General features: G+C 67.5%; 28 protein-coding genes and 1 pseudogene. 11 read left to right on the forward strand and 18 right to left on the reverse strand.

The window, feature by feature from the left end; genetic code table 11:
• Window positions 1-104: 104 nt before the first annotated feature.
• The 5 genes from OO63_RS24650 to OO63_RS24670 form a co-directional block, all read right to left on the reverse strand.
• Window positions 105-770, reverse strand: coding sequence for a hypothetical protein (locus OO63_RS24650; RefSeq protein WP_051811149.1), 666 nt, complete (start codon window positions 768-770; stop codon window positions 105-107).
• A gap of 218 nt (window positions 771-988) precedes the next feature.
• Window positions 989-1,339, reverse strand: a complete 351-nt coding sequence (locus OO63_RS24655; protein ID WP_051811150.1) for a DoxX family protein — start codon at window positions 1,337-1,339, stop codon at window positions 989-991.
• A 9-nt stretch (window positions 1,340-1,348) separates the two neighbouring features.
• Window positions 1,349-2,221: a fumarylacetoacetate hydrolase family protein gene (locus OO63_RS24660; protein ID WP_030357580.1), complete on the reverse strand. Its 873-nt coding sequence runs from the start codon at window positions 2,219-2,221 to the stop codon at window positions 1,349-1,351.
• A 68-nt stretch (window positions 2,222-2,289) separates the two neighbouring features.
• On the reverse strand, window positions 2,290-2,976 hold the full coding sequence (locus OO63_RS24665) for a VOC family protein (RefSeq protein ID WP_030357581.1): 687 nt from the start codon (window positions 2,974-2,976) through the stop codon (window positions 2,290-2,292).
• Complete coding sequence (locus OO63_RS24670; protein ID WP_051811151.1) at window positions 2,973-3,818, reverse strand: alpha/beta fold hydrolase; 846 nt, start codon at window positions 3,816-3,818, stop codon at window positions 2,973-2,975. Before OO63_RS24670 ends, OO63_RS24665 begins: the two co-directional genes overlap by 4 nt.
• A 108-nt stretch (window positions 3,819-3,926) precedes the next feature.
• On the opposite strand from OO63_RS24670, the gene OO63_RS24675 reads away from it, so the two are divergent.
• Together OO63_RS24675 and OO63_RS24680 are read left to right on the forward strand one after the other, a co-directional pair.
• The gene (locus tag OO63_RS24675; protein ID WP_199819470.1) at window positions 3,927-4,604 is read left to right on the forward strand and encodes a TetR/AcrR family transcriptional regulator; all 678 of its coding nucleotides are present in this window, start codon (window positions 3,927-3,929) and stop codon (window positions 4,602-4,604) included.
• Complete coding sequence (locus tag OO63_RS24680) at window positions 4,601-5,242, forward strand: polysaccharide deacetylase family protein (protein WP_030357584.1); 642 nt, start codon at window positions 4,601-4,603, stop codon at window positions 5,240-5,242. Before OO63_RS24675 ends, OO63_RS24680 begins: the two co-directional genes overlap by 4 nt.
• Before the next feature lie 79 nt (window positions 5,243-5,321).
• Here OO63_RS24680 and OO63_RS24685 read toward each other — a convergent pair whose 3' ends face one another.
• The 5 genes from OO63_RS24685 to OO63_RS45550 all read right to left on the reverse strand — a co-directional run bounded on the left by OO63_RS24685 (window position 5,322) and on the right by OO63_RS45550 (window position 11,264).
• Window positions 5,322-5,804, reverse strand: a complete 483-nt coding sequence (locus OO63_RS24685) for a hypothetical protein (protein WP_157854041.1) — start codon at window positions 5,802-5,804, stop codon at window positions 5,322-5,324.
• Window positions 5,805-6,043: 239 nt separating this feature from the next.
• The gene (locus OO63_RS24690; protein WP_030357586.1) at window positions 6,044-7,315 is read right to left on the reverse strand and encodes an RNA polymerase sigma factor; all 1,272 of its coding nucleotides are present in this window, start codon (window positions 7,313-7,315) and stop codon (window positions 6,044-6,046) included.
• Window positions 7,308-7,529: a hypothetical protein gene (locus OO63_RS24695; RefSeq protein ID WP_157854042.1), complete on the reverse strand. Its 222-nt coding sequence runs from the start codon at window positions 7,527-7,529 to the stop codon at window positions 7,308-7,310. Before OO63_RS24695 ends, OO63_RS24690 begins: the two co-directional genes overlap by 8 nt.
• A 1,684-nt stretch (window positions 7,530-9,213) precedes the next feature.
• Entirely contained in the window at window positions 9,214-10,620 is a 1,407-nt protein-coding gene (locus OO63_RS24700; RefSeq protein ID WP_030357588.1) for a M1 family metallopeptidase, read from the reverse strand.
• 35 nt (window positions 10,621-10,655) lie between these two features.
• Entirely contained in the window at window positions 10,656-11,264 is a 609-nt protein-coding gene (locus OO63_RS45550) for a hypothetical protein (RefSeq protein ID WP_157854043.1), read from the reverse strand.
• Window positions 11,265-11,803: 539 nt separating this feature from the next.
• Here OO63_RS45550 and OO63_RS24710 point away from each other — a divergent pair.
• Together OO63_RS24710 and OO63_RS24715 are read left to right on the forward strand one after the other, a co-directional pair.
• Window positions 11,804-13,447 (forward strand): trypsin-like serine peptidase, encoded by a 1,644-nt coding sequence (locus OO63_RS24710; protein ID WP_051811154.1) that lies wholly within the window; start codon window positions 11,804-11,806, stop codon window positions 13,445-13,447.
• A gap of 42 nt (window positions 13,448-13,489) precedes the next feature.
• On the forward strand, window positions 13,490-13,819 hold the full coding sequence (locus OO63_RS24715; protein WP_157854044.1) for a hypothetical protein: 330 nt from the start codon (window positions 13,490-13,492) through the stop codon (window positions 13,817-13,819).
• Between the two features lie 489 nt (window positions 13,820-14,308).
• Here OO63_RS24715 and OO63_RS45555 read toward each other — a convergent pair whose 3' ends face one another.
• Entirely contained in the window at window positions 14,309-14,470 is a 162-nt protein-coding gene (locus OO63_RS45555; protein ID WP_157854045.1) for a hypothetical protein, read from the reverse strand.
• Between the two features lie 1,177 nt (window positions 14,471-15,647).
• On the opposite strand from OO63_RS45555, the gene OO63_RS24720 reads away from it, so the two are divergent.
• The 3 genes from OO63_RS24720 to OO63_RS24730 all read left to right on the forward strand — a co-directional run bounded on the left by OO63_RS24720 (window position 15,648) and on the right by OO63_RS24730 (window position 17,089).
• Entirely contained in the window at window positions 15,648-16,013 is a 366-nt protein-coding gene (locus tag OO63_RS24720) for an RNHCP domain-containing protein (RefSeq protein ID WP_030357592.1), read from the forward strand.
• 25 nt (window positions 16,014-16,038) lie between these two features.
• Window positions 16,039-16,461, forward strand: a complete 423-nt coding sequence (locus tag OO63_RS24725; protein ID WP_030357593.1) for an RNHCP domain-containing protein — start codon at window positions 16,039-16,041, stop codon at window positions 16,459-16,461.
• 106 nt (window positions 16,462-16,567) lie between these two features.
• Window positions 16,568-17,089 carry a GNAT family N-acetyltransferase gene (locus OO63_RS24730; protein ID WP_106983306.1) on the forward strand — a complete coding sequence of 174 codons (522 nt, stop codon included), beginning with the start codon at window positions 16,568-16,570 and terminating at the stop codon, window positions 17,087-17,089.
• Window positions 17,090-17,235: 146 nt separating this feature from the next.
• Here OO63_RS24730 and OO63_RS24735 read toward each other — a convergent pair.
• Both OO63_RS24735 and OO63_RS24740 read right to left on the reverse strand, forming a co-directional pair.
• A pseudogene (locus tag OO63_RS24735) lies at window positions 17,236-17,505 on the reverse strand (IS5 family transposase); the annotation flags it as partial.
• Between the two features lie 165 nt (window positions 17,506-17,670).
• Window positions 17,671-18,045 carry an SRPBCC domain-containing protein gene (locus OO63_RS24740; protein ID WP_033264422.1) on the reverse strand — a complete coding sequence of 125 codons (375 nt, stop codon included), beginning with the start codon at window positions 18,043-18,045 and terminating at the stop codon, window positions 17,671-17,673.
• 245 nt (window positions 18,046-18,290) lie between these two features.
• Here OO63_RS24740 and OO63_RS24745 point away from each other — a divergent pair, with 245 nt between their 5' ends.
• Entirely contained in the window at window positions 18,291-18,935 is a 645-nt protein-coding gene (locus OO63_RS24745) for a class I SAM-dependent methyltransferase (protein ID WP_030357597.1), read from the forward strand.
• A 225-nt stretch (window positions 18,936-19,160) separates the two neighbouring features.
• Here the strand turns inward: OO63_RS24745 and OO63_RS24750 are convergent, their stop codons facing one another.
• Together OO63_RS24750 and OO63_RS24755 are read right to left on the reverse strand one after the other, a co-directional pair.
• Window positions 19,161-19,880: a cation efflux transmembrane domain-containing protein gene (locus OO63_RS24750; RefSeq protein ID WP_030357598.1), complete on the reverse strand. Its 720-nt coding sequence runs from the start codon at window positions 19,878-19,880 to the stop codon at window positions 19,161-19,163.
• Window positions 19,880-20,215: an ArsR/SmtB family transcription factor gene (locus OO63_RS24755; RefSeq protein ID WP_030357599.1), complete on the reverse strand. Its 336-nt coding sequence runs from the start codon at window positions 20,213-20,215 to the stop codon at window positions 19,880-19,882. The genes OO63_RS24750 and OO63_RS24755 overlap by 1 nt, the downstream gene beginning before the upstream one ends.
• A gap of 250 nt (window positions 20,216-20,465) precedes the next feature.
• Between OO63_RS24755 and OO63_RS43745 the strand changes: the two genes are divergently transcribed.
• Window positions 20,466-20,702, forward strand: a complete 237-nt coding sequence (locus OO63_RS43745; protein WP_030357600.1) for a hypothetical protein — start codon at window positions 20,466-20,468, stop codon at window positions 20,700-20,702.
• Between the two features lie 1,284 nt (window positions 20,703-21,986).
• Complete coding sequence (locus tag OO63_RS24760; RefSeq protein ID WP_030357601.1) at window positions 21,987-22,577, forward strand: SMI1/KNR4 family protein; 591 nt, start codon at window positions 21,987-21,989, stop codon at window positions 22,575-22,577.
• 473 nt (window positions 22,578-23,050) lie between these two features.
• Here the strand turns inward: OO63_RS24760 and OO63_RS24765 are convergent, their stop codons facing one another.
• Entirely contained in the window at window positions 23,051-23,224 is a 174-nt protein-coding gene (locus OO63_RS24765; RefSeq protein WP_030357602.1) for a twin-arginine translocase TatA/TatE family subunit, read from the reverse strand.
• A gap of 166 nt (window positions 23,225-23,390) precedes the next feature.
• Here OO63_RS24765 and OO63_RS24770 point away from each other — a divergent pair, with 166 nt between their 5' ends.
• On the forward strand, window positions 23,391-24,308 hold the full coding sequence (locus OO63_RS24770) for an ion transporter (RefSeq protein WP_030357603.1): 918 nt from the start codon (window positions 23,391-23,393) through the stop codon (window positions 24,306-24,308).
• Window positions 24,309-24,377: 69 nt separating this feature from the next.
• On the opposite strand, the gene OO63_RS24775 is transcribed toward OO63_RS24770, so the two are convergent.
• Complete coding sequence (locus OO63_RS24775; protein ID WP_030357604.1) at window positions 24,378-24,965, reverse strand: TerD family protein; 588 nt, start codon at window positions 24,963-24,965, stop codon at window positions 24,378-24,380.
• Window positions 24,966-25,008: 43 nt separating this feature from the next.
• The gene (locus OO63_RS24780; RefSeq protein WP_030357605.1) at window positions 25,009-25,641 is read right to left on the reverse strand and encodes a hypothetical protein; all 633 of its coding nucleotides are present in this window, start codon (window positions 25,639-25,641) and stop codon (window positions 25,009-25,011) included.
• Window positions 25,642-25,661: the final 20 nt, after the last annotated feature.

Below are 25,661 nucleotides of genomic sequence, written 5' to 3' on the forward strand. Positions count from 1 at the left end.
CTCGACTCGTACGGCGGCGACCAGCACCACCTGACGGCGGTGGAGCGTGTCCGGATCACCCAGGCCGGGACCGAACGAACCTTGAGGACCTGCGAGCGGCCCACTCATCCCAACGCCTCCAACGCGTCGCGCAGGTGCTGCCGCCTCTCGACTGCGTCAAGCGGCCTCCACGGCTTCATCACCGGCGTCGACGTCTCGTCGTCCAGCAGCACGCGAGCGTAGGGCCGCTGCGGAAGCCCTCTGGCCACAAAGGTCATGGCACCGGCCAGGGCATGCGCCCGATGGAAGACGAACGCCTCCATGCCGTAGCGCCGCCCAGCCGGGAAGACGTGCGTACGCCGATGATTGACAACGGCCCTCTCCCGGCGGGAGACATCGAAACAGTGTGTGCCGACCCCGGGTCGGTAACGCGCCACGGCGAACGCACCCGTGAGGCGCTCGTCCCGGCCCCGGCCCCGGCCCCTTTCCCGGCCCCTGCCTCCGGCGGAACCGGGAGTGACGGTCACGTCCATCAAAGTGTGGGACAGCTCGCCTCGCAGCACGGCGGAGGCAAAGGCCCACCGATGATCATGTACGTCGGCGTCGGCACTGCCCGCCTGCCAGACGTGCAGGAAGAGCCGTGCGGCACCGCCCGCTGTCCGCGCCAGAGGCAACTTGACGAACCCATTGGGGTGGATGATGGCCTGCGGCTCCAAGGGCGGGCGGAGGTCATCGGCGAAACGTTGCTCCAAGGCCGCCAGCAGCGCCGCACCGACCAGTTCGTCACTCACGGCTGGAACACCGGACGTCACCCTCGAACCGACGTGCCGTCCAACAACCTCACCTGCTGACGCCTGCTCCATCGAGCCCCCTCAACCTGCGGCCTGTGTCCCCCACATCATCATCGGCCATGGCTGGAGGACCAGGATGATCGCCGCGTGTGCAGGACGTCGCCGGCGGCATCGTCGGGATCTGGAGCGCGGTCGCGTGGCCCCCGTGCGTGCGGGGGTCAGACGGTGAGGCTGAGGATCAGCAGGGCGGTGGCGACGAGGGTGGTGATGGCGGCGGGCGCGAGGGCCTGTGCGGAGTCGCGGGCCTTGAGGTGGGAGCCCGCGGCGCCGATCATGAGCAGGCAGATCGCGGCCGCGGTCACGGTGGCGAGGGGCGTGACCACGATTCCGGCGAGCAGGCCGATGACGGCGGCGAGTTCGGCGATGCCTATGAGTCGGCTCAGTGGTGTGCTGATGCCCAGGTGGGTGGCGTTCTTGCGGGCGGTGGCGGTGTGGAGCGCCTTGGTGGTTCCGGTGAGGGCGAACAGGACGGCCAGCAGGACGGTGAGGGTGATGTAGGTGGCGTGCATGGGGTGTTCCTAGGCTTTGGGTCGTGGGGTGGTGCAGCGGTTGCGCAGTTCGCCGAGTCCGGTGATGGTCGAGCGCAGTGTGCTGCCGGGCGTGAGGTAGCGGGCGGGGGTCCGGGCGTAGCCGACGCCGGAGGGGGTGCCGGTGAAGATGAGGTCTGCGGGGCGCAGTTCGCACACCGCGGACAGGTGGCTGATCAGGGTGGGGATGTCGAAGATGAGGTCGCGGGTGCGGCCCCGCTGGACGGTGTCGCCGTCGAGGGTGCAGGTCAGGGTGAGGTCGGCGGGGTCGTGGAGTTCGTCGAGGGTGGTGATCCAGGGGCCGATCGGAGTGAAGGCCGGATGGCTCTTGGCGAGGCTGAACTGCGGTGGTGTGCCCGCCAGTTGGCTGGTGCGCTCGGAGATGTCCTGGCCGACGCAGAATCCGGCGACATGGTCCAGGGCCTGATCGACGGGGATGTCACGGCCGCCGTCGGCGAGGACGACGACGAGTTCGACTTCCCAGTCGCAGGTGGCGGTGGGCAGGGGGATGTCTGCTGCGGGGCCGGCCAGGCTGGAGGGGAACTTGGTGAAGACGAGTGGCGCATCGGGCAGGGCCAGGCCGGTCTCGGTGCCGTGGTCGCGGTAGTTGAGGCCGATGGCGAAGATTTGTGAGGGGGCGGTCACCGGCGGGCCGAGGCGGGTGGCGTCGGCCTGAAGGGCGGCCAGGGTCGCCGTCGGGTCCGTGACGGGCCGGTCGGCGGCGAGCCAGTCGCGTATCTGCGTGAGGTGCGCGACGCAGGCGTCGGGGAAGGAGGGGAAGCGGCCGTCGGAGGCGGCCGCCACGTCGATCACGCCTTCTTCGGTGATGACGACGGCCCGTCCGTCGAGGTTGGCGAGTTTCATCAGGGGACTCTCTGGGTGCGCGAACGCCTGCGGCGGTGCGTGAGTGGCCGGGGGCCGGGACAGGACGGTCAGTCGTGCGGTGTGACGGGGGGCGTGGTGTCGCTGAGCATCGCGCGGACCTGTTCGTCGGAGGCGGTGGCGAGGATCTCGTAGATCTCGTCGGGGAAGTTGAGGTGTGGTTTGCCGCGGTCGAGGGCGGGCTGGGCGACCGGTGTGCCGGGCCGCCGATAGGGCGCCGGGTCGCGGTAGCGGGCCAGTTCGTGCGGGGTGATCCCGGCCAGGGCGACGACTTCCGGGTCGATCCACGCCTGGTCGTCGATGGCCTCGCCGGTGGTGAGTTCCAGGGCGAGTCCTTCGGGTCCGCCGAAGTAGAGGGACTGGCAGAAGCCGTGGTCGACGGGGCCGATGACCATGACGCCGCGGCTGCGGATCCGGTCCCGCAGGGCCAGCAGGTCCTCGACGCTCTCCAGGTCGAAGGCGACGTGCTGCATGGCACCCGCGGCGACCGGCCCGGTGGGGGTGCCGGAGTGGGTGAGCCCCCACGTCAGCGTGTCCGGGTTGTCGGGGTGCTGGACGAAGGCGATGTAGGAGTGCGGGTTGAGTTCCAGGAAGGCGTGCCAGGCGCCCTCGGCGCCGTGCATCCAGTACAGGGCCTTGAGCTCGCAGCCCAGGACGTCGGTGAAGAAGTCGATCTGGGTCTTGATGTCGCGGGTGGCGATGGCCAGATGGTTGACTCCGCGCGGGTGGACGGTCATGACTGCGCCTCCTTGGACGAGGTGGAGAGGGTGGTGCGGCACCACGTGCTGACCACGCGGGCGTAGTCGGCGGTGTGGAAGAGCATCAGCTGGTGGACCCCGCCGGGGTGGACGTACAGCTCCACCGGTCCGGCCGTGGCGGCGGCGGTGGCGCGGGCGATCTCGGGGGTGAAGACCGGGTCCTTCTCGCCGACGGTGAACAGCAGGGGCTTGGTGTTGGCCGCGAGCGGGACGGCGGGGTCGTAGCGCATCAGCGATCCCACGGAGGCCAGGTCGTAGGACCAGGTGTTGAGCGGGTCCTGGCGCTTTTGCCGGTCGGCGCCGGCGTAGCCGTAGTCGGTGTCGAAGTCGTAGAAACGGCCGATGTCGAACCGCAGAGCATCCCCGAACTGCTCGGTCATGCGCTCGAAGGCGGGCGTGCGGAACGGGTTGTCGGCGGGAACCAGCGGCGCGGACGGGATCATGTAGCCCATCAGCACCGCCCCGGTGAAGACATCGCTGGCGGCATGGGCGCAGTACGCGGCCGCCGCCCCCAGCGAGGATCCCTTGACGAACACCGGCAGACCGGTCTCGGCCGCAATGTGCTCACCGGCCTCGATGGCGGCAGCCACCCATTCCTGCAGGGTGAAGCGGCCCGCCGGGCGGGTCGTGCGGGAGTGGCCGTGGCCGGGTGCGTCCATGCACCAGACCTCGGCGCCGAGGCCGGCGTAGGCGGCGGCGAAGGTGTCGTAGATCCCGCCATGGCCGCCGATGCCGTGCTGGACAAGGAGTACGTGATCGGCCCTCGGGTGAGCGAACCGGTAGGCGAAGGTCTCACCGATCACATGGTTCTCGCGTCTCATGACGTCCTCCGACGGCTGACTCCGGCGGTGGGCCGGGTGCACCACCAACGATGTTGACGACTATCAATTAAAAATTGATGCATGTCAACATCGTGCTAGGGTGAGCCCATGAGCACGGAGATGACCCGCCCCGCCCGACGCGGGCGCCCCGCAGCCCAGCTGGCCCCCGCCACGCTGGAGCAGATCCTCGGCGCCGCGCTGCGGATGTTCGCCGACAAGGGCTACGACGGGGCCTCGATCGCGGCGCTCAACCGTGAGCTCGGCGTCAGCCACAACCTGCTCCACCAGCGCTTCGGCTCCAAGGAGAAGCTCTGGTACGCCACCGTCGACTGGGCCTTCTCCGGCATCGGCGCGCAGCTGGCGCCGGAGCTGAAGGACACCGCCGGGGGGCCGCTGGAGCAGACCCGCCGCATCATCCGCCGCTTCGTCCTCGTGCACGCCGACCAGCCCGAGGTGCTACGGCTTGTCACCGTCGAAGGCGTCGCGGACACCCCGCGCCTCGCCTACCTGTACGAGCGTCACGTCGAGCCGATGCTCACCGCGCTCACCGCGCCCCTGCGCCGGCTGATCGACCAGGGGAAGATCGCCCCGGTGCCCGTGCGCACGCTGCATTTCCTCATCGCGCACGGCGCGAGCGCCCCCTTCAGCCTGCTCGGCCTGGCCCGCCGCATCGGCCCCGGAGATCCGCTCGCCCCGCAGGCCGTCCTCGAGCACGCCGACGCGGTCGCCGACCTTGTCCTGGCCGGACTCACCCACCGCACGCCCCCGGCCCCGGGCACGGCATGAAGGTCACGCTTTCCTTCGACAACGGCCCGACCGCCGCCGTCACTTCCCACGTCCTGGACACCCTCGCCCAGCACCGGGCCAAGGCCACGTTCTTCCTCGTCGCCGAGAACCTGACGAACCCGGCCAACCGCGCCGTGGCCGAACGCGCCGCCGAAGAAGGCCACTGGATCGGCAACCACACCCTCACCCACTCGACCCAACTCGGCGACAGCGACGACCCCCACCTGGCCGAGCGAGAGATCGGGCAAGCGCAGCAGCTCATCGGCGACCTCGCCTCACGGGACCTGCTGTTCCGCCCCTACGGCCGGGGCGGCGTCCTGGACCGCAGACTCCTCAGCCGCCCCAGCCTCACCTACCTCCAACAGCACGCCTACACCTGCGTGCTGTGGAACTGTGTCCCCCGCGACTGGGAGCAGCCCGACACCTGGGTCGACCGCTGCCTGGCCGACCTCACCACCCGGGACTGGAGCCTCGTCGTCCTGCACGATCTGCCCACCGGCGCCATGCGCCACCTCCCGCGCTTCCTCGACAGCCTCACCGAACTGGGCGCCGACCTGGTCCAGGACTTCCCGCCCGACTGCGTCCCCATCCGGCAAGGACACCTCCACCGGCCCATCGGCCACCTCCTGGCCCGCTAGGAACCGCACGTGCGCGGCTGGTCCCGGCTCTTCCGCCTGCCGGCGATGAAGGGTCACCGCCGGCAGGGGCCGGTGCCTGCTAGCGCTTGCCGTCCACGAACCACTTCGGCTGGCACTTCGCCTTGCCCCTGTTCGTGGTGACGCAGACGCGGACCGCGTGGCTGTGCGTGCCGTTCTTCCGGAGCCGCACGGCACTCGTCTGGATGTGGTCCATGACATTCGCCTCGTACCAGTTCGCGGTGTCGTGGCAGCCGCGTTTGCCGCCGCTGGGGTTCTTGATGTAGCGGTGCTTCTCGTACATCTCGTAGGTCTTCTTGGTGCGCCACACCGTCACCCGGTCGCCCTTGGCGACGTCCCACGCCGCACCCAGGGCCTTCTCGTCCCAGTGGGCCTCGGTGCGCAGCCGGGCGGTCCTGCCCTTGTAACGCACATCCTTGGCCGTCTTGAGGTAGGTGCCCACGCCCTGGGACTTGCACCAACTCGCCTTGCCCTGCGTCGACAGGGTCGAGCCGCCGCCGACCTGGACGCGGTCGCCCGTCCGCGCGGCCACAGGGCGAAACACCGGCCGGACCTTCCGGCAGGACACACCCCAGCACGGCTTCGCTCCGGCGCCGCCAGCTACAGCTGTCCCGGCAGATCGCCGGGCACCCTTACTGGCAGACCTCTGCGGGTGCCCCGGTGGCCCGCGTGGCTCTCAAGGAGCGAGCCCTCACGCTGGCCGCAGCGGCACGACGATGACGCGCACCTCCCCGCTCCCCACTCCCCGACGCCCCGACGCCCCGACGCCGACCTCTCCAGGGCCTAGCGATCAGCCGTGTGCGTGGGCACCAAGTCGGACGAATCCAGCAGCGGTCCGGCCCCCATCACCTCTGCCACCGCATCGCGGTCGTGGTCGGCCGTGGACGCTGCTGATGGCGCACCCCCGGTCAGCCACGCTTTCGCGTCGGGCAGCGGCCGCGCGAGGGGCCCTTGTCCTGCCGACCGTCGCGGGACTCCGTGCATGAATCTGACTGCGCGGCCCCCGAGTCGGGGCTCCAGCACCTGCTTCAGGACAGGGACCAGTTTCGGCACTTCGGAGTCCGTGATGTCGTCGGTCCCTGCCACCGACAGCGCGATGAATCCGCCCGGGTACGCGTCGTTCCCGCGGCGAAAGGAGCGAGCCTCGATGCCTTCACGGGCCAAGACTTCGCCCAGGCCGGTCGATGCGACGACCTCGTACCAGGCACGTCGAACGGCCCTCGCTCCGGCGGGGCGTTGCTGTCGCCGAAGGGTGGACGCGCCTTGGCGGGCGGCCTGCTGGAGATGTGGAGTCACCGGCTGCGGCAGGCCGAGCCGAGTGGGCACGTGTTGGCGGGCGCGCCGCCGAGCGATCACTACCACCCAGCTCAGGAGATAGAGAGTCAGGGCAATCCACGGGAGCGCCTCCTTCCCGGTCCACCCGTGCACCGACGGTAGCGGCGGGACCCTGCGGGGGGCGTCGGCGGGCGTGGTGCGCTGGAGCCCGCCGCTGGCCGCGAGGCCGAGGACGGTCAGGACCGCCACAACAGCGGCGGCGATGGCGGCGCGCAGCAGCAGCACGGCACGCGTGCAGTGACGGGCCACGGTGCCAGGGTGCTTGTCCATCAGGACGGCCGTCTCACCCCGGGTGTAGTCCAAGGCGCACGTCGCCCACACCGCGGTGCGCTGCGGCACCGTCAGTTCCTGCACGGCGCGGTGAACCGCTTCCCGGTTGTCCACCAGCGCGGTGAAGTCGGCGGCCACCGGCGGCGGGAGGCAGGACCGCAGGGTGGCGGCGTGCTCTTTCTCCAGTCGGTGGTGCTCGGCCTGTCGGCGGGCCAGGAAGGCCACTTCGGTGCGGATCACCTTGTGCAGGTAGGCGCGGGGCTCACGCACCGCAGCGGGCTCCCGAAGCGCCCGGTGGAAGGCCGTGCTGACGATGTCGTCGGCATCGGCCACGGACTCGGGCACCCCGGCCGCGTGCAGCAGCTTGCGGGCCTTGCCCGACATCTCCCCCTGGTACTCCGCGAACACCGCACCCAGGCGCTCGGCGCTCACCACCTCCGGCTCAGCCACCCATCCTCCCTTTGCCGCGCACCCGCCCGCTCCTGGCCCTCCGCTCCGGTGCAACACGGCGTGTGGATTCCCTCTCCGGCTCAACGCCGCGTTCGGCCCGGATGATCTCGGCCTTGCCCTTGGCCCGATTCCGGTACGCCGCGCTGTCGATCAGCTTCCTGACGCTCGGGACCAAGAGCACCACCACCAGTACCAGAATGCCGACGAGCTCCACGGCCAACCTCCCTTTCAGCATGCGGCCCTTGAGCACTCCGGGACGGAGGCGGCGACCGATCACCCTGTAGAGGCGCGAGCCCGACGTTCTGATGACACCGATCCCGAGATTCTTCGAGAAGGGCCCGGCGCTCGGCCGAGGCGGTGATCGACTCGTGCCCGAGCCTTCCCTGTACGCCGGGCAGCGGGACCGTCCTGGCGATCAACCACGACGCGTGCGTGCGGCAGAGGTCGTGGACACGCGACCTCCCCGTCAGGCCGACGGCATTGGCGGTGTCCAGGACAGGCCTCCACCGGTGGGCGAAGAAACAGCCGGAGTACCAGGCCCCTCCCCCGGGAGCCGTGAAGATCAGGTCCTGCGGCTGCTTGCCTCGGCAGGCACGCCGGAACAGCCTCACTTGATCAGGGGCGAGGACCAGGGTGCGCCGGGACTTCTCCGGCCACGCTCCCGCGCCCTCGTCGCCCTTTCGGCAGTCGCGTGTGGCAGGGGCTCGGGTCGCGCGAGGACGGATCAGCGGCAACGGCAACCTGGAGGACCGTGAAGAGCAGCCCATGAAAGGTGGTGGCCACGGTCTTCGGCGCGTGACTCCGTCGCGCAGTGACAGGTTCGTGGTGCGTCCATGTACGCCCGGACATATCCGTGAGCAGCCGGACGTACTCGCGAGCGCGAGTGGGGAACAGATCTTCAGAGGAGCACATGGGCCCGTCCGGCTCGACGAGCCCCTCCCCATGATCCAACTCGGCGGCCACCGCCGTCCACGACCGCTCACCAGGTCGCGGAAACGTCGCGCCACCACAAGGAGGCCACATGGGATAACCCCAGCCCCATACGGGACAACCTTTAGGGCGGCTGGCTGACGCCGAGATACGTGAGCAGGCCATCCGCCACGGATGAGGAGCATCCAGTGCCAGCCCCACCTCATCGGACGTAAAAGCGGAGCAATTCCCTCCAGCACCGCAAGAAAATATGTAGGCCACAGACTCCATATATCTCCGACTCAACCACCGCCAGCCCATTGCCAGCCAATTGGCATGAGAGGTTAATCTCAGTCACCTGCACCGGGAAGACTTGCCTCGAACCTTGTGAGTGTTATTACCTGTAGCAGCCATCTTCACTTACAGAGCGGGGGAATTTTGCCCGCAACGGCAGCTTAAGGAATGGGTATGATCAGGCAGAAAATTGCAGCGACGGCACTCGCCGGCGCATCAGCGACTGGATTGTTGCTCGGATTCACCGCAGAAGTACATGCCAACGAGGAACCCGGACCCGCCACCACATGGATTGACGCCGGAATGATGGAAGACGGCACTCCAGTCGCAGAAGCTGAGCGAGCCCGTGCCGAATGCAAGCGGTGGGTAACAGGCTACACTGGACACAGTAAATGCTGGGGCAATGCCGGTGCAACCGCAAGACATCGCGCCCTGGTCACGTGCATTCGCCCCAATGGAACCAAGTTTGTTGTCCATGGAGAATGGAAGCGCATAAAGAACGCTCAGACCTCCAGCGCGGTATGCTCTCCTCATGGCGAAGCTGGCGTATACAAGGTTATAACCGACCGCAGCCATCACGGGTAGCGACTAGGGGCATCACACGCCGCCCGATCGCCCGCGCAAGGTAAGCATGCTGTCGACTCCGAACCTTCTGGATTCGAAGTCGGCAGCATATCTTCACGAGGTGACAGATACTAACCAGACGGTTTTTCCTCACTGAAGAGCCACGCATCGAAGAGCCGGGTCAGATCTTTCCCTGCCTTCGCCTCACATAGAGCGATGAATTCTTTCGTGTCGACGTTCTCAAAGCGGTGCTTTTTGGTCCAGGACCGGAGGATGTCGAAGAAGGTCTTGTCGCCAACGGCCTCGCGCACCTTGTGCAGCGTCATGGCACCTCGACCGTAGACTGGCGAGTCGGAAACTCTGCTGGCACTGGGCGGATCAATCGGCGGGAAGTCCCAAATTCCTTCGCTCTCGGGGTGGGCGCCGTCGTAGAAGGACTTGAAGATCTCCTGGGCACTCTTGCCTCCGTGGTCCTCCTGCCACAGCCATTCCGCGTATGTGGCGAAGCCTTCGTTCAGCCACATGTCCTTCCACTGGCGTGGGGTGACCGAGTTGCCAAACCACTGGTGTGCGAGCTCGTGGACCAGCAGCGTGTCTTCAGGAGCCGAGTCGAAGTATGGCTTGGTCTGGGTCTCCAGCGCGTAGCCGAGGTCAGGAAGGTGATCGACGACGGCACCGACGGAGGAGAAGGGGTACGGCCCGAAGCGCTCGCCGGCCCAGTCGGTGATCTCGGGCACCAGGTCCTTGACCTCTTCGGCGTCTTCGGACTCGTCAGGGTCAACGGCAACGTAGACGGGCAGGTCGTCGGAGGTCCAGCCTTCGTGGATCTCGAAGTACCCGACGGCCACATGGGCGAGGTAGCTTGCCATGGGTTCGTCGCTGCTCCACTTTCTGGTGACGCGACGGCCTGTGTCCTCTTCCTTCTTCAACTCCCCGTTGCTCACCACGTCGTACGGATCACCGTCTTCGTCCTTGGGCACACTGACCGTGATGTCGTACGTGGCTTTGTCGGAGGGGTGATGGTTGCCCGGGAACCAGGTCATGGAGCCGTTGGGCTCGCCGAGGGCGGTCGCGCCGTCGTCCGTCTCGATCCAGCCCTCGGTGCCTCCGTCGGAGCCCGCGATCATCTTGGGTGTGCCGTCGTACTTGATGGTGACCTTGAAGATCTCACCGTTCTTGATCGCCCTCGTGGGCGTGAGGATCAGCTCGTTCTTCTTCCGTGTAAAGCGGGCGTCCGTGCCGTTCACCGTGACGTTGCGGACCGTGAGTCCCGCCAGGTCGAGATTGAACCGGCTGAGGCCTTGGGCAGCACGCGCGGTGACGGTCGCGGTGCCTTTCAGATGGTTGGCCTCGGGGATGTAGTCGAGGGCGAGAGCGTAGTGGGAGACGTCGTACCCCCCGTTGCCCAGCGCCGGGAAGAGGGCATCACCGACTCCGGCCGCCCCGGGCTTCGCAGTTCGCGACGACGAGCCGGTGGCGTGGGGTGCGGAACCCGTGCAGGCCGTGGTCATGGCCGCGAGCAGCGCGGCGGTAAGCATCCAGCCTGCGCGGCGGGGAATGACCGGAAGTTCTCTCACAGCGACTGGACAGCGATGCGTCGGTTGTGTCCATCGAGAATGAGGACACTCCTCGCGACGCCGCGGCCGTCATCACCGTCCCACCAGTCCGCGAAAGCGCGGGCGAAGCTCTTGGCCTGACTCCGCGAGGTGTAGTCGGTGCGCACTTCGACGTCGTAGTCGGATCCGGTGAGCTTGACAGTGAAGAGTTGGTCCGCGTGTCGGCCCAGCGCCCCGTCCCCCTCGGCGCGCGCCCATGCACGAAAGTCCTTCAGCAGCGAGGGGTTTGCTTCCTTCTTGCTCATCGCACGAGCCGGTGGCTCCTTCGGTGCATCCTGCACGGCGTCCTGGCAACCCTTGACCCAGGAGCCGCGATCCTTCTCAGCACGGGCCCCCGCGTCCAAGGCTCGGCGGGCGCAGCCACCGTGCACGACTTCCCGTACTGCCGCGCCCTTGCCTCCCTCGTCGTAGACCTTGCGGCCCTCCTCGTAGCCGGCGGCGTAGGCGCGCCTGTAGTCAGGGGTCTTGTCGCTGGGCTGCCCGGGCGAGTTGGAAGCACGTTGCTCCGTCGGCTGCGGCGCACTGTCGGTTCCGCACGCCGAGACACCCAGCATTCCCGCGGTCACGACTGCTGCGGCCGCATACCGCCGCCCTCGCCACTTACCCCCACGTGGGCTCATTCCCGTGCTCTCCAATCGATCGTGCGACGCGAAGAAGTAGAACCCCACGCTCCCTGCCAGGTTGCCTCACGGAACGTAAAAGAATCTTTACTCACGATCACATCGACATGGGGGCACGACGTGATTAATGATCTTGAACTTCGTGGGCCTGTCGACAAAGGCCCGTATGTCCGTACGAGGGGGGAAACTTGAGGCTGAGACACAGCCTGACCGTCGTGGCTGTCATGGCAGCCACCATCACCATCCACACGCCCGCGTGGGCTGACCCCACGCCGAGCCCGACCCGTCCCGCACCGGAAGTCAGTAGTCCGGACCCATCAACCAGTCCCGCGAAGACGCCCTCCGCCAGCCCGCCGAGCCCTACACCACCTGCCGGGCAAACCGGCCTCCCGTCTCCTTCCGCTCCCGCGCCCTCCGAGTCCGCGACGGACGAGCCGACTACGGATGAAGCCAGCGAGCTGGAGAAATTCTGGACACCGGAGCGCATGGACGAGGCCGACCCGGTCGAGGAGCAGCAGGCCCGCGAGGCACAACTGCCCCAAGCCACACGCAAGAAGATGCTGCGCTCCCCCTCGCACCCGTTCAAGGGCATCAAGGAAGTGGGCACCTTCTACTGGGCCGAGCGCGACGACAACGGCGACCTCTTCTACCGCTTCTGCGGTGGCACGGTCGTGCCGTCGCCGGGGAAGAACATGGTGCTCACCGCCGCGCACTGCTTCGACAGCAGTGACCGGCAGGAGAAGCTCGTGTTCGTCCCGCAGCACAGCAAGAGCAAGCCTCAGCCCCACGGCATCTTCCCCATCGCCAAGGGTCAGATCTACGCCGACCCCCGTTACATGCGCCGGGGCGGCGACAAGGACTACACGGGGCTGGACTTCGCCTTCCTCAAGACGAGCACCCGCAGCGACGGCAAGAAGCTCCAGGACGTCGTCGGCGCCATCAAGATCGGCTACGGCACCGGCTTCGACCACCCCAAGACCCGTGTGATCGGCTACCCGGGGTTCAAGCCCAAGCAGGACCCGCTGGACTGCATCTCGCCCATGAAGAAGTTCACCACCGGCAGTGCGGACGGCTGGAAGGGCGGCACCTTCTCACAGATCGACTGCGACGGATACGTCTCCGGCACCTCCGGCGGGCCGTTCATCACGGCGGGTAGCGAAGAGCCCCGGGTCATCGGGGTGACGGGTGGCTGGAAGACCGGGGGGCACAGCCCGAACACCTCGTACTCGTCCTACTTCGACAACGACCTCAAGAACATCTATGAAGCGGCCGCGGCCGGGAAGAAGCCGACGCCCATCGTGCTGCCGTCGGCGTCGACGTGGAAGCACGCCTCGGACATCGCCTCGGGCTACTTCGCCTTGAACGGGCCTGTTCCAGAAGACCGCATGGACATGTTCGTCAAGTGGACCGACGGCGAGCTGACCGTGTATCGGGGCGCGGACAAAGGCCTGAACTACTTCGACAAGGAGTTCAGGGTCATGAAGCCCAACAAGCTGTGGGCCGACCACGCGAAGCAAGTCGTCGCGGGCGACTTCACCGGCGACAATGGCTCCGATCTCATCGTCCGCTGGTCCGACGGCGAGGTCACCCTCTACCCGTCGGTGGACGAGAAGGGCTTCCACGGCGAGATCCAGCTGGTCGCGCCCAATAGCACCTGGAAGCACGCCGAAGCGATCACAGCCGGTCGCTACGGCGGCAACAAATGGCAGGACGACCTCGTGGTCCGGTGGTCCGACGGAGAGCTGACCCTGTACCAGAACACCGGTGACGGCAAGAAGCTCGGCAAGGAGATCAAGGTCGTCAACCCCGGCAAACTGTGGAAGCACGCCGTCGAGATCGGCTCCGGCGACTACACCCAAGGGAATACCTGGGATCTCGTCGTGCGCTGGTCCGATGGCGAACTCACCCTCTACGACGACTTCACCGGCACGGGCAACACATGGGGCGAGCACCAGTGGAAGGCACCCAACCAACTCTGGACCCACGCCAAACTCGTCACCGGCGGCGACTTCAGCTCTAACCCTTGGCCGGACGACACAGTCGTCCGCTGGTCCGACGGAGAGCTCAGCCTCTACACCGAAGGCAACGCCTCCGGCATCGGCAAGGAAAATCAGCTCGTCGCGCCGTAGGGCCCGCGTGATCCCCATACCGGTTCGAACGAAGGTGGAAGTATGCGTTCTCTTCGACTCGCCGCTGCAGCGAGCGTCGCTGTCATGGCGTTGATGTCAGGAACATTCACGACAAGCCCGGCTGAGGCGATGAGTGTTCCCAAGTGCAAGATGTGGAAGTCGAAGGGCAGCCACAAGGCGAACGCCAAGTGCGGCTACACCAATAATCCGGACTTCTACAAGTATCGGGTGGTTGCCGTGTGCCCTGGCAAGGGCTTCATCTACGGCAAGTGGGTGTCCCCGATCCCCAGGAACAAGTATGGCAAGACGTCGAGTGCCAAATGTTCCGGGAGTGTACAGAGCCTCGAGCGCGAGTTCGCCCGGGCCCACTGAGCTTGAACACGTGAAGTCGCTGGGATGAGGGCGATTCGGTTCCAGCAAGGCATCCGTCAATAAGGCGGGCCGGTACTGGATCTTCCTCATCTCGTGGCGGATGGTCTGGGTCAGTTGCTCGGGCGTGGAGGCAGTGTTGGACAGACAGCCACGCCGTAGCAGGGAGGCGCCCGTCCAAGGGCCCCTCGTGCCGGCGACCGCCGCGGTAGCCATCCGCCACACTGCGGTGTTCGTGAACCAAAGGGTTCGATGCCACCACTCGAACCCCATCGTCGGAGCCACATCCGGTCCACAGCCACCGAATACGCCTACGCAATCGACAGGAGCGCCTTCGGCGCAGCCCCTGTCGCAGTACCGCGCACCGTCGGCACCTGCGTTGTTGCGATGAAAGGAGCGGGGCCTCCCGCTCCTGCCGGTCGTGCAGGACGCTCGCTCGGCGATGAGGCACGAGTGACCCGCCGGAGACGAATGCAGGGCTGCGGGCCGGAATCATGGGACGTCGCACGCCGTTGGCCAGGGCCTGTCGGTGACTTCGAGGCGGCACACGGTGTCGTCGAAGGCTGTGGCGCGGAGCCAGATGCCGTCGAAGGGTTCCTGCGTGCCGACCCTGGCGTCGGCCCAGACGTCTACGGCGGGGGTGGAGAACCTCACACGGTGCCCCATCTCACCTGCGCTTTTACCGGGGAACCGGACATGTCCGCATGACTCGACCCCACCAAGTCCGGCCCGGTCCCGCTCAATCCGGGGTGGTGAGGCAATTCCCTCACCGGCTCCACGGGCCCGGGCGGGGCACGGTGGCCTGCTGGGAGTAGCGGGGGCTTCTGCTGACACCCGCATGGTCGCATCCCAGGGAGCGACCGCAACAGCTGCTGAAATCGGCCCAGTTGCGCCTACGAAGAGTAGCGACCCGGCAGGAACGTTGTGCGCCGCTTGACGCGGTAGCGCCGAATACGTCGTGGTGGCGGCAGAAACGCGCCGAGGGGAATCATCTGCGACACAGGGACACACTCAGCCCCGCTGATGACGCCCAACCAAGGCTCACGCGGACGTGTCTCTACAGTCGTGGCTCCAGCGCGAGTTCGTCGCCGGGATGCTGTGGCTGGGGAGGGGTTTGCGGCGCATGACGGCTGTTCATGAACATCAGGATGAAATGCCGCTTTCCCAAGAGTAAGGGGAAATCCACTGTCGACCGCGTAGAGCCGCAGGTCGCCCCTGTGGTACCCGCGCGTGCGGGGGTGACCCCACCATGTGGCTCACGGCATGGGTCGCGGTGCAGTGGTCCCCGCCCGTGCGGGGGTGATCCCGCGACATCGAGCCGGGCCAGCAGGTCGACCGCGGTGGTCCCCGCCGGAGGCCTAACTGCTCGTTTCAGAATGAGGGCCGCAAGCGGCTTGTCCGTGCCGCACCTGGCCCGCAGCCACGCCCGATGCTGGCCGACTTCCGGCCGTCTCGTCGGCCCTTGTTCTCCGCTTGCTGAAGGACAGGTGCGACTGAAGCGGGCCCTCAGGGGGCGGGGTGCGTCGAATAATGCGTTGACAGGCCCGGAAGGCGTCCTGTTAGCCTGAACGGGTCGTTCTGATTCGTTCTGGGCCTGCGTGCCCTAGAAAAGGGTGTTTGATGTCCCGGCCCGCGCCGAGTGCGCCTCGCCACACCGCGTAACCGTCTGTCGCTTTGCGCTGCCCGTTTCCCCGGGCTGCTGCCGGACGTGTTCTCCGGTGCTCTGATCTGCCTGTCCTCCGCCGTCCCGCGGCGTCATCGGGCTGCCCTCTGACGAGGCCACTCGGCCTGCTCTTGCTGTCTTGACCACTTCCCAGCAAGGAGCACCCGGGTGTCCAGCCACACCACCACCAACACTCTCAGCCTCAGCACCTTCGCCTGCGCATGGTGCGGCCTGACCGTGTCCGCGCACGCCGCCGACGGCGCGCCGCGCAACCACTGCCCGTCCTGCCTGCACTCCCGGCACGTCCGCGACCGCGTCGAGGATGGTCCCAGCGACTGCGAGGGCCGGATGTCCCCGATCGCCATCGCCGTGCTCCGCACCGGTGACTGGATGGTGATCCACCGCTGCGTGCGCTGCGACGAGCTCACCTCGAACCCGGTGTGCGTGGACGACAACCAGCTCATCCTGATGCGCATGGCGGTCCGCCCGCTGGCCCAACCGCCTTTCCCGCTCGAAGCGTTCGGAACCCTCTGACGCCCGATAGGAAAGGAGCACCGCCATGTCACGCAACCACAGCGGTCGCGGGCAGCGCCGGCGCCGTCCGCAGCGGCACAAGGACGTCCTGCACACCCAGGGCGGCCACCGGGCGAACGACTTCCGGTGTGCGTCCTGCCGGCTCGACGTGTCCCTGAACGCACCCGGGACTGCGCACCGCAACCACTGCCCCAACTGCCTGGCCAGCCTGCACGTCGACCGGAAGATCCCGGGCGACCGCGACGCGGACTGCCGCGGCCGGATGGAGGCGCTGGGCATGTCCGTCCGCACCGACGGCGAGTGGATGATCATCCACCAGTGCGCCACGTGCGGCGAGCTCAGCGCCAACCGCATCGCCGGCGACGACAACCCGCTCGCCCTGGTCCGCCTCGCACTCAGACCCCTCGCCGACCCCAAGCAGGCCAGCCGCGCCCTCCTCACCCTGTGACCCGGGCGCGGCGGCGACGAGCGGGGCACGTCCGGAGCCGTGCCCCGCCCCGCGGCCCCACCCCCGACCACGACTTCAAACACCACAGAAACGGAGAATCCCCGCAGTGAAGATCAGGACCGAGACCCTCCACGACACCGACCGCGTACGCGAGGTCATCACCGCCGCCTTCGGCTCGCCCGAGGACGCCGACCTCGTCGATGCCCTGCGCGCCGACGCGTGCTGGATCCCCGAACTCTCCCTCGTCGCCGAGGACGAGAACGGAACCGTCATCGCGCACATCCTGTTCACCCGCGCCGGCATCGGCGGCGTCCCGGGGCTGACCCTGGCCCCCGTCTCCGTCGACCCCACCCACCAGGGCACCGGCATCGGCAGCGCCCTCGTCCGCGCCGGCCTCGACGCCGCCCGCGCCCTGGGTGAACACACCGTCGCCGTCCTCGGACACCCCACCTACTACCCGCGGTTCGGCTTCGAACGCGCGGACGCCCACCAGGTCACCTGCACCCTCAGTGCCGGCCCCGACGAGGCCAAGATGGTCCTCTCCCTCGACGGCAGCCCGATCCCGTCCGGTGACATGACCTTCGGCAAGCCCATGGCTGACGCGATCAGCGCCTACCAGCCGGAATAGCCGAAGCAGCGAAACCCCAGGTCTCTGGCCTGGGGTTTCGCCATGAAGCGCATGACGGGAACCGAACCCGCCCCGTCAGCTTGGGAACCACCCGGCACTCGGCAGTGATCAGACACCTGAGCGCAAGAACATCTCTACTGATCATCTCAGGGCGAGCCTCGCAAGCAGCGGTGGCATATGAGGCTGCAGGCGAGTTCGAGCAGGCCCTGGTGGAGATCGGCGCGTCGCTCGTAGCGAGTGCGGAGCCGTTTGAACTGGTGCAGCCAGGCGAATGCGCGCTCGACAACCCAACGGACCTTGCCCAGACCGGAACCGTGGGCGACGCCGCGTCGGGCGATCACGGGTTTGATGCCGCGCTTCCACAGCAGGCGCCGGTATTTGTCGAAGTCGTAGCCCCGGTCCGCGCAGTAAGCCCGGCAGCCGGGGCCCGTGGTCCCCGCGCGTGCGGGGGTGGTCCGCGGCACCGCCCATGGGGCTTCCGCGACGCCTCGCCATTCCACCGGTACGTCGCGATTCAACCTGTCACCCCACAGGTCAACGGTCCCACCTCTGCAAGATCTAATGAGACGGGACACCAGGCCCTAATTCTGAGCGAGTCTCGCGAGCAAGGAGAGCGAGTTCTTCCAGGCCACGGCGCTGGTCTCGGCATTGTCCAGCGTGCCGCTCTCGGTGATCCGCACCAGCGTTCCGGCGCCTGCCGGCGTGAGAGTGATCTCGACGAGATCACCAGGGTCCGGTAGCCATCTGAACGCGAAGCGGTGGCCGGGCTCCACGGCCTCCACTCTGGCCGGAAAGCCGCCGTGCTCATCCCAGCGCAGGAGCATCGCGCCTCCGGGCACCAACTCGATGTCGGCGCCTCCGAACGCGTACCACTGTTGGACGTGCCGAGGTTCGGTGACAAGGCGCCAGGTGTGCTCCGGGTCGGCTGGGATGACGGCCTGTTCGGAGAGCTCCATGCCTCGACGGTAGCGGCCCGGGCGGCAGTCGCACGGAGCCACGGCGGCGGCTCATCGCTCAACCTTTGGATAAGACTGCTGAAGGTTCGGTGACCTGCGATCAGCGAGACGAACTCGCTTCCGGGTGAGCGTGGCTGCCCCGTCTCGAAGGACCTGGCCTCCGTCTCAAGTGACCTGGTCTGATACGTCGTTGATCTCAGTTGATCTGGTTCGTCACCCTGATCGCTGCACTACTCTGTCGGGCCATGAAGGCGGACCGCTGGTTGGCAGACACCCGGACCTCCTACGACACGGTCGCGGTCAGCTACGCCGACCAACTGCGCGAGGCTCTGGCCGGGGCGCCGTATCTTCGGGCGGCTCTGGCGCTGTTCGCCGACTTGGTGCACGCCGCCGGCGGTGGACCGGTGGCGGACGTGGGCTGCGGACCTGGACACGTCACCGCTCACCTGCACGAGCTGGATGTGGACGCATTCGGCATCGATCTTTCATCCGCGATGATCGACGTGGCCCGACGTGACCACCCCCGCCTGCGGTTCGAGGTGGGCTCGATGACCGACCTCGACCTCGCCGATGCTTCAGTCGTTGGCCTGCTCGCATTTTGGTCGTTGATTCATGTCCCCGACGAAGCAGTACCCACGGTCTTCGGCCACTTCCGGCGCGTGTTGCGTCCCCGCGGACCACTGCTGCTCGGCTTTCACGTCGGCGACGAGTCGAGGCTCAAGACGCAGGGCTACGGCGGCCACCCGATGAACGTCCACGTTCACCGCCGCCAGCCCGACCAAGTGACGTCCTGGCTACGCGATGCCGGGTTCACCGTCGAGGCTCAGATGCTGATCAACCCCGGCGACAACGTCCCAGGTGCGGTCCTCTTCGCACGCCGTCAGTCCTAGCTACGCCAGCGGTCCGGTGACGGCCGACCGCACGGCAAGGTCGGACCACCTCTACTGGGTCCGCCTCCAGTATCCGATCGCCCGCGACCTGCGCACTTAACCTTCGCTGAGGCGAACTGCGATCCATCAAGATCCAATGAGAATCACTCAAGGTTCGCCGCGACGGGACTGTCCTGTGACAGCGAACCTTGAGCGTGTGCCATCGAACTTTGAGTGATCCGCCGGTTAGTTGCAGCAGTCGCAGCCGGGACGGCAGCCGCAGGTGTCCGTCCCGGCGTTGGCGGGCGACGCCGCCGCAGCCGTGGGTGCGCAACAGCCCTTGCCCTGCCAGGCGTCGCGCCCCTCCTTCACTGCGATGGCCGCGATGACGAGGGCGGCGATCGGGTCGGCCCAGGACCAGCCGAGCGTGGCGTTGAGGACCAAGCCCACCAGCAGCACGGCGGAGAGGTAGGTACACAGCAGCGTCTGCTTCGAGTCGGCGACCGCGCTGGCGGAGCCCAGTTCGCGCCCGGTCTTGCGCTGGGCGGCGGACAGGAACGGCATCACGGCCAGGGAGAGGGCGGCTATGACGATGCCCGGGATCGACCGTTCGGCATCGCCAGTGCCGACCAGCGCCCGGATCGCGTCGACGGTGACGTACGCGGCGAGTGCGAAGAAGGAGACGGCGATGATCCGCAGGGTGGTCTTCTCGCGGGCCTCACGCACGGCGTGCTCACGGGCAGAGAACTGCCAGGCTACCGCCGCGGCGGAGGAGACCTCGATGACCGAGTCGAGGCCGAAACCGATCAGAGCCGTGGAGGAGGCGATCGTGCCGGCGGTGATGGCGATGATCGCCTCGATCACGTTGTAAGTGATGGTCGCGGCGACCAGCAGGCGTATCCGGCGGGCCAGCACCTCGCGGCGGGCCGGGCTGGAGCCGAGGGAGATGGATATGTCCGCGGTCATCAGCAGCAGCCCTTCGTCTCGGCGTCCACGCAGGTGCGGTCGGTCTCGACGGCGACCACTGCGGTGCGCAGGTCGTCCAGCGCGTGGACGAGGCGTTCGTCGGCGAGCTCGTAGCGAGTGCGGCGCCCCTCCGGGACAGTGACGACCAAGCCGCAGTCGCGCAGGCACGCCAGGTGATTCGACAGCCGGGTCCGCGAGACGCCTAGGGCGTCGGCGAGGTTGGCGGGATAGGCCGGGGCCTCACGCAGGGTGAGCAGGATTCGGCAGCGGATCGGGTCAGCGAGCGCGCGGCCGAAGCGGGCCAGCACCTCGATGTCGGAGGCAACAGTCAGCACACCATGAAGGTACACGTACTCCTGAATTCAGGAAACCATGGATTCAGGATGCCGCAACAAGCGATCACCTCCCGCACACCCTCCTGACCCCTGACCTGCGCGCTCAATCTTCGGTGGCGCGAACTCGCGACCATCAAAGCCGGATGGCGCACGCTCAAGGTTCGATGACACAGGATGGGGACGACTCGCGGCTAGGTCAGCCGGACTGTCACCTTGCCCCTAAATTCGAACATGCGATCTAATCTCAGGCATGCACCGGCACCGATTCCCCAATGACCTCCTGGAGGCCCAAACCGCCTGGTACGTCACGTACAGAGGTCTCGCGACTGCTCCGGCCGCCAGCACGACTTCGCTCCGGCGCCGACTGCTGCGGCTGTCCCGGCTGATCGCGGGGCACCCGTACTGGCAGACCTCCGCGGGCACCCCGGCGGCTCGCGTCGCCCTCAAGGAGCAAGCCCTCACCCTGGCCACGGCGACGCGACCATGACGCTCACCGACCGCCAGACGCGGATCACGCGCATCGCACGCGAGTGGATCGCCGAGCACGGCGAGACCCCGAACGTTCGCGACCTCGCCCAAGCCGCAGGACTCTCTTCCGACTTCCTCCGTCCACTACCAGTTGGCGCGTCTCCGCGAGCAAGGGATTGCCGTTGAGACCCGCGGCCGCCGCAGCGGGCGGTGTCCGTACTGCGGCCACTGAGAACCTGATCGCGAAGCCAACATGCAGGCGGCTTCGAAGTCAGGCGCCTCAGGGCGTCCGCGAAGATGGGCGCGGCAGAGGTGGGCGCCGAGGTCAAGCAGGAGCTTTCGGCAACGCCACTCCCCCGGACCCCATGGCCCATTCCACGGCTGCCACCACCTCGTCGTCCGCGGAGTCCAGGAGGTGGCCGTATCGGTCGACGGTCGTGGTGGTCGACTGGGTCCTGCTGCTTGCCTCGGCAGGCGCGCTGGAACAGCCTCACTTGATCAGGGGTGAGGACCAGGGTGCGCCGCGCCCCAGGAAAGGCGGCCACGGTCTTCGACACGTAACTCCGCCGCGCAGTGCCAGGTTCGTGGTGCGTCCATGTGCGCCCGGACATATCCGTGAGCAGCCGGACGTGCTCGCGAGCGCGAGTGGGGAACAGTTATTCGGAGGGGTACATGGGCCCGTGCGGCTCGACGGGCCCATCCCCTTGATCCAACTCGGCGGCCACCGCCGCCCGCGACCGCTCACCAGGTCGCGGAAGCGTCGCGCCACCGCAAGGAGGCCGCATGCGGCAGCAGTACGGCACAAGACCCCCGCGGAACGCCACGCCGTGACGTCTCCGCAGATCAGATCGATTCTGCTGAGTGGGGCGGGTGGGACTCGAACCGAAAACGGTGAGCCATCTCACCTGGGGTATTGCCCGAGAACCGGACATGTCCACCCGATTCGATCCTCCCAAGTCCCGCTCGATCCCGCTCAATCCGGTGCGGTGAGGCAATTGCCTCACCATGTTTCGCGGCCGTGTTGCTTCACGGCGAGTAGGACGCAGCCACCACGACACCGGTCCGAGAGTTATGCGCGCAAGCGACGAAGACGCACCTCAGTACTCCATGACGCGACCTGTGTCCCAGTCACAGCCCGTAGCGGCACGAACTCGACGTCTCATTGCTCTGCCAGCCCAGGGCGGCTGGCTGACTCCGAGCAGCGTCCCGTGGCAGGAGCGCTGACCAAACCGTGCCCTCAGCACGCATCCGATGATTTCCTAGGCGGTGCCGGTCTGTTGGCGAGCGGAGGACGCGAGTGTCAGTGGATGAGTCGTGGGAGAAGATCGAACGCTGGCTGGGCCAGTACGCTCCGCAAGAACAGCCTCTGCCGGGGCCGTGCACCCCCTCCGAGCTGGAGGACCTCTACAGCGCGCTCGGCGTGCGACTGCCCGAGGATGTTGAGCAGTCGCTGTTACGGCACAACGGGTCGGGGCTCACCGATGTCATCCCGTACACGTTCGCGCTTCACAGCGTCAAGCAGCTTGCTGACGACCATCTTGGAACGCTCAAGTACAAGCTGAAGAACGATCACTACGGCTCGGACGACAGCCGCTTGATCGTGCCGATCGGCGCCCTGGGCGAGATGCAGCTCGTCGTCGACACCCAGACCGGGCATCTCGGGTCATGGGACATCGAGGAGACCGGCTACCGCTGGTACGAAGGCCCGGGATGGGCATCCCTTTCGGCCGCGCTCGAAGTCACAGGAAACGCCCTGGCATCCCCGCCCCCGTGGATCGCAGTCATGGGTGAAGGTGATGAGTGGCGCGCCATTGATAGGGACACCGATTTTCCGGGAACACTGGTCTGGGCCGACGTGAGGGGTCTATTCACCTCAGTTCGAGCCGGCCCTTGAAGCGATCCGGGTGCCCCGCCTCAGACTCGGCAGGCCGCGCAAACGGCCGGACCGGGTCCGGGCCGACAAGGCGTACGACTCCCGCAGCCGTCGCGCTTACCCGCACAGACGCGGGATCAAGGCCACGACCCCGGTCCCGGCGGACCGCGTCCGCAACCGCAACCGCAACCGCCTCAAGCAAAGAGCGCGAGGCGGATGGCCACCCAAGTTCGACTAAGGACGACTACAAGCAGCAGCACGCGGCCGAGTGCGGGATCAACGCCCTCAAGCGCCACCGGGCTGTAGCCACGAGGTACGACAAACTCGCGGTCCGCTACGAGGCGGCCGTACTGGCCGAAGTCCTCAACCGGTAGCCGTGACCGGCACTTTCACAACAGGACCGAGCTGCCGCCGCACAGGTGGGTGAGAGCGAGCGGGTCTGCCGACCCACGCCGTGAACAGCTCACGGCGCGCAGTCGCCCGCACAGCGGTGGTCAAGGGCGCTGCGCGGGGCCTGGGCCCTCGGGGTCGTTCTTGAGCGCGCGCTTCTCGCTCTTGAGGATGCGGGCCGCCTTGCCCGCCGACCGCGTCAGCCCGGGCAGCTTCCTCACGGCGAGGATGACCGCGACGACGAGGAGGATCAGGGCCAGCTCGCTCAAGCCGAACATCAGGTCCACTCACTCCCGGGTATGCGTGGCGGTTCGGCGCACGACGCGCCTGTATCTACAATCCTGTAGAAGTGTCTCCCCTTGCGGGGTGCCTCAACAACCCCGCCTTTCCGTTCTGTTGGCCGGTGGTGGTGGGTGCCGCACCGTCTAGATGTGAGGAAGCAGGATGTCGGACCCCACGGCCAGGGCGTTATGCGCCCGCGAGGTTCTCGCGGCGCGCTGCAGGGCCGTCACGGAGGCGCGCTGGTTCGCGGTCACCGTCTTCGCACTGATCCTCGCCAACGCGGCTCTGCTGGGCGTGGAGACCTATGCGGGTCTGGTGGCGGACTGGCACCGGTGGCTGAGCCTCGCCGAGCACTGCTGTGTGGCCGCCTTCACCATCGAGATACTCCTACGCGTCGCAGCGCACGCCGATCGCCCCAAGGACTTCTTCCGCGATCCGTGGAACCTCTTCGACGTGGCCGTGCTCCTGTCCGCGTTCCTGCCCGTCATCCGTGAGAACGGCATCGTCCTGCGGCTGTTGCGTCTGGCCCGCATCCTGCGGGCGGCCCGCTTTCTGCCGCAGCTGCGTGTGGTGATGGTCGCCGTGGGGCGCAGCCTGCCGGGTACGGTCAGCTTCCTGCTCGTCGGCGCCCTGCTGCTGTATCTGTACGCGATGGTGGGCTGGGTGTTCTTCGCGGACCACGACCCCGAGCACTTCGGCTCCATCGGCCGTGCCGTGCTCACTCTGTTCCTGTTGATGACCCTGGACGGCCTGGGTGACGCGGTCCGTGCGGGCCTTGAGATCTCCCGCTGGAGCTTCGTCTACTACGCCTCGTACGTCCTGCTGGCCTCCTTCGTCCTGGTCAACGTCCTCATCGGCGTGGTCATCACTTCGCTGGAGGAGGCGCGCGACATGGAGAGGGAGCGCGCCCCTCAGGGCGATGCCGTGGCTCCCTCCGGTGCGGCGGTGCCCGTCGACCCGGAGCTGCTCCGCGAACGCATCGCCACGGCGCGTCGTGCCCTCGACAACCTCGAGCAGGCACTCCCTCCTCCGCCGCGGGACGCGGAACAGAGCGTCTCGGCGTGCGGCAGGCGGCCGTAACGAGACGCCCGTGACGAGGCGGCCCGCAGCTGGTACCACCCCAACACCCGGGCGTGTGCGCCCGCGGGGTTACAGGTGTTCGGCGATGGCGGGCATGAGGTCCTGGAAGGTACGGCCCGCAGCCGGTTCGCCGATGGCCTTCATCTGCCAGCCGGGGCCGGCGCGGTGGACCTTGGCCATGATCTGGGCGGTGTGGCTGCCGCCGCCGGTGAGCGTGTAGCGGGCCAGTTCCTGTCCGGTGGTTTCGTCGATCAGGCGGCAGAAGGCGTTCTGGACCTCGGTGAAGGTCTGGCCGGTGAAGGAGTTGACGGTGAAGACGATCTGGTCGACATGTGCGGGAACACGGGCGAGGTCGACGAGGATGGCTTCGTCGTCGCCTCCCTGGCCCGCGCCGCCGACCAGGTTGTCGCCGGAGTGGCGCACGGACCCGTCCTTGCTGGTGAGGTGCTGGAAGAACACGAAGTCGACCGGTTGTCCGGCTGCGAAGAGCACGGCGGAGGCATCGAGGTCGATCTCGCCGCCGCCGGTGAGCTTGGCGAGGAAGCCCTTGCGCGGGGCGGCCTGCCAGCCGAGCCCCATGCGTACGGAGCTGAGCGTGGTGCCGTCGGTCTTGCTCAGGCTGATCTGCTGGCCCTTGGAGAGGTTCACGGAGGTCATGGAGGGCTTCTTTCGGTACCGGGCCGAGTGGCCGGGGTGTGGGTTACTGCGGACGGGGCGGGTTCGCGGAGAGCTGTTTGCGCAGGTACGGGAGCATGCCGCGCTCCAGTAGTGCCTGTTGCCAGGCGTTACGGGCCTGTTCGGCCGCCGTGTTGTGGACGATCAAGGGCGAGGGCGGTGTGGCGCGCTGGCGGAGCGCCGTGGCGAGCAGGGCGCTGAGGGCCACGGCTGTGGCGACCGCTGAAGCCAGGGCGCTGACCCAGCCGGCGGTGACGAGCGAGGCTGCGAGCTGGCTCTGCGGTGTCACGAGTTGGATGCCGTACCCCATGAGCAGAAAGGCCGTGGCCGCGATCGCGGAGATGAGCGGGGCGAGGACCGCGAGGGCGGGCAGCAGCGCCCCGGCACCCGGGCTCGTGGGCGGCTGGGAGAGATCGCCCGGGTTCTGTCGAGCAGTCGTCACGGCGGCGCGGGCACGTAGGTAGGCCCGGTACTCGGTGGCGGCCGCTTGGGATATCTCGTCAGCCGCGGCCCGTGCCCGTGCCCGCAGCCGGTGTCTGTCGTGTGCGGTCGGGCCTTGTTCCAGGGCGGAGCGGATGTCGGTGACGCCCAGTGCCAGGTTCAGGACCCACTCGAAGTCGGCCCGGTCCTCCGGGCGCAGGTGTGGCAGGTGTGTCACATCTCTTCCCGGCGACGCTG

Origin of the sequence: Streptomyces alboflavus, assembly GCF_000716675.1 — a bacterium.
Lineage (GTDB): Bacteria > Actinomycetota > Actinomycetes > Streptomycetales > Streptomycetaceae > Streptomyces > Streptomyces alboflavus.

Bases quoted from the DNA above. Each gene is read 5' to 3' on its own strand.
- OO63_RS24710 (WP_051811154.1), top strand. From the start codon at position 11,804: ATGGACGAGGCCGACCCGGTCGAGGAGCAGCAGGCCCGCGAGGCACAA.
- OO63_RS24655 (WP_051811150.1), bottom strand. From the start codon at position 1,339: ATGCACGCCACCTACATCACCCTCACCGTCCTGCTGGCCGTCCTGTTC.
- OO63_RS24715 (WP_157854044.1), top strand. From the start codon at position 13,490: ATGCGTTCTCTTCGACTCGCCGCTGCAGCGAGCGTCGCTGTCATGGCG.
- OO63_RS24750 (WP_030357598.1), bottom strand. From the start codon at position 19,880: ATGACCGCGGACATATCCATCTCCCTCGGCTCCAGCCCGGCCCGCCGC.
- OO63_RS24770 (WP_030357603.1), top strand. From the start codon at position 23,391: ATGTCGGACCCCACGGCCAGGGCGTTATGCGCCCGCGAGGTTCTCGCG.
- OO63_RS24675 (WP_199819470.1), top strand. From the start codon at position 3,927: ATGAGCACGGAGATGACCCGCCCCGCCCGACGCGGGCGCCCCGCAGCC.
- OO63_RS24665 (WP_030357581.1), bottom strand. From the start codon at position 2,976: ATGACCGTCCACCCGCGCGGAGTCAACCATCTGGCCATCGCCACCCGC.
- OO63_RS24765 (WP_030357602.1), bottom strand. From the start codon at position 23,224: ATGTTCGGCTTGAGCGAGCTGGCCCTGATCCTCCTCGTCGTCGCGGTC.
- OO63_RS24745 (WP_030357597.1), top strand. From the start codon at position 18,291: ATGAAGGCGGACCGCTGGTTGGCAGACACCCGGACCTCCTACGACACG.
- OO63_RS24700 (WP_030357588.1), bottom strand. From the start codon at position 10,620: ATGCTTACCGCCGCGCTGCTCGCGGCCATGACCACGGCCTGCACGGGT.
- OO63_RS24725 (WP_030357593.1), top strand. From the start codon at position 16,039: ATGTCACGCAACCACAGCGGTCGCGGGCAGCGCCGGCGCCGTCCGCAG.
- OO63_RS24740 (WP_033264422.1), bottom strand. From the start codon at position 18,045: ATGGAGCTCTCCGAACAGGCCGTCATCCCAGCCGACCCGGAGCACACC.
- OO63_RS43745 (WP_030357600.1), top strand. From the start codon at position 20,466: ATGCACCGGCACCGATTCCCCAATGACCTCCTGGAGGCCCAAACCGCC.
- OO63_RS24660 (WP_030357580.1), bottom strand. From the start codon at position 2,221: ATGAAACTCGCCAACCTCGACGGACGGGCCGTCGTCATCACCGAAGAA.
- OO63_RS24775 (WP_030357604.1), bottom strand. From the start codon at position 24,965: ATGACCTCCGTGAACCTCTCCAAGGGCCAGCAGATCAGCCTGAGCAAG.
- OO63_RS24670 (WP_051811151.1), bottom strand. From the start codon at position 3,818: ATGAGACGCGAGAACCATGTGATCGGTGAGACCTTCGCCTACCGGTTC.
- OO63_RS24680 (WP_030357584.1), top strand. From the start codon at position 4,601: ATGAAGGTCACGCTTTCCTTCGACAACGGCCCGACCGCCGCCGTCACT.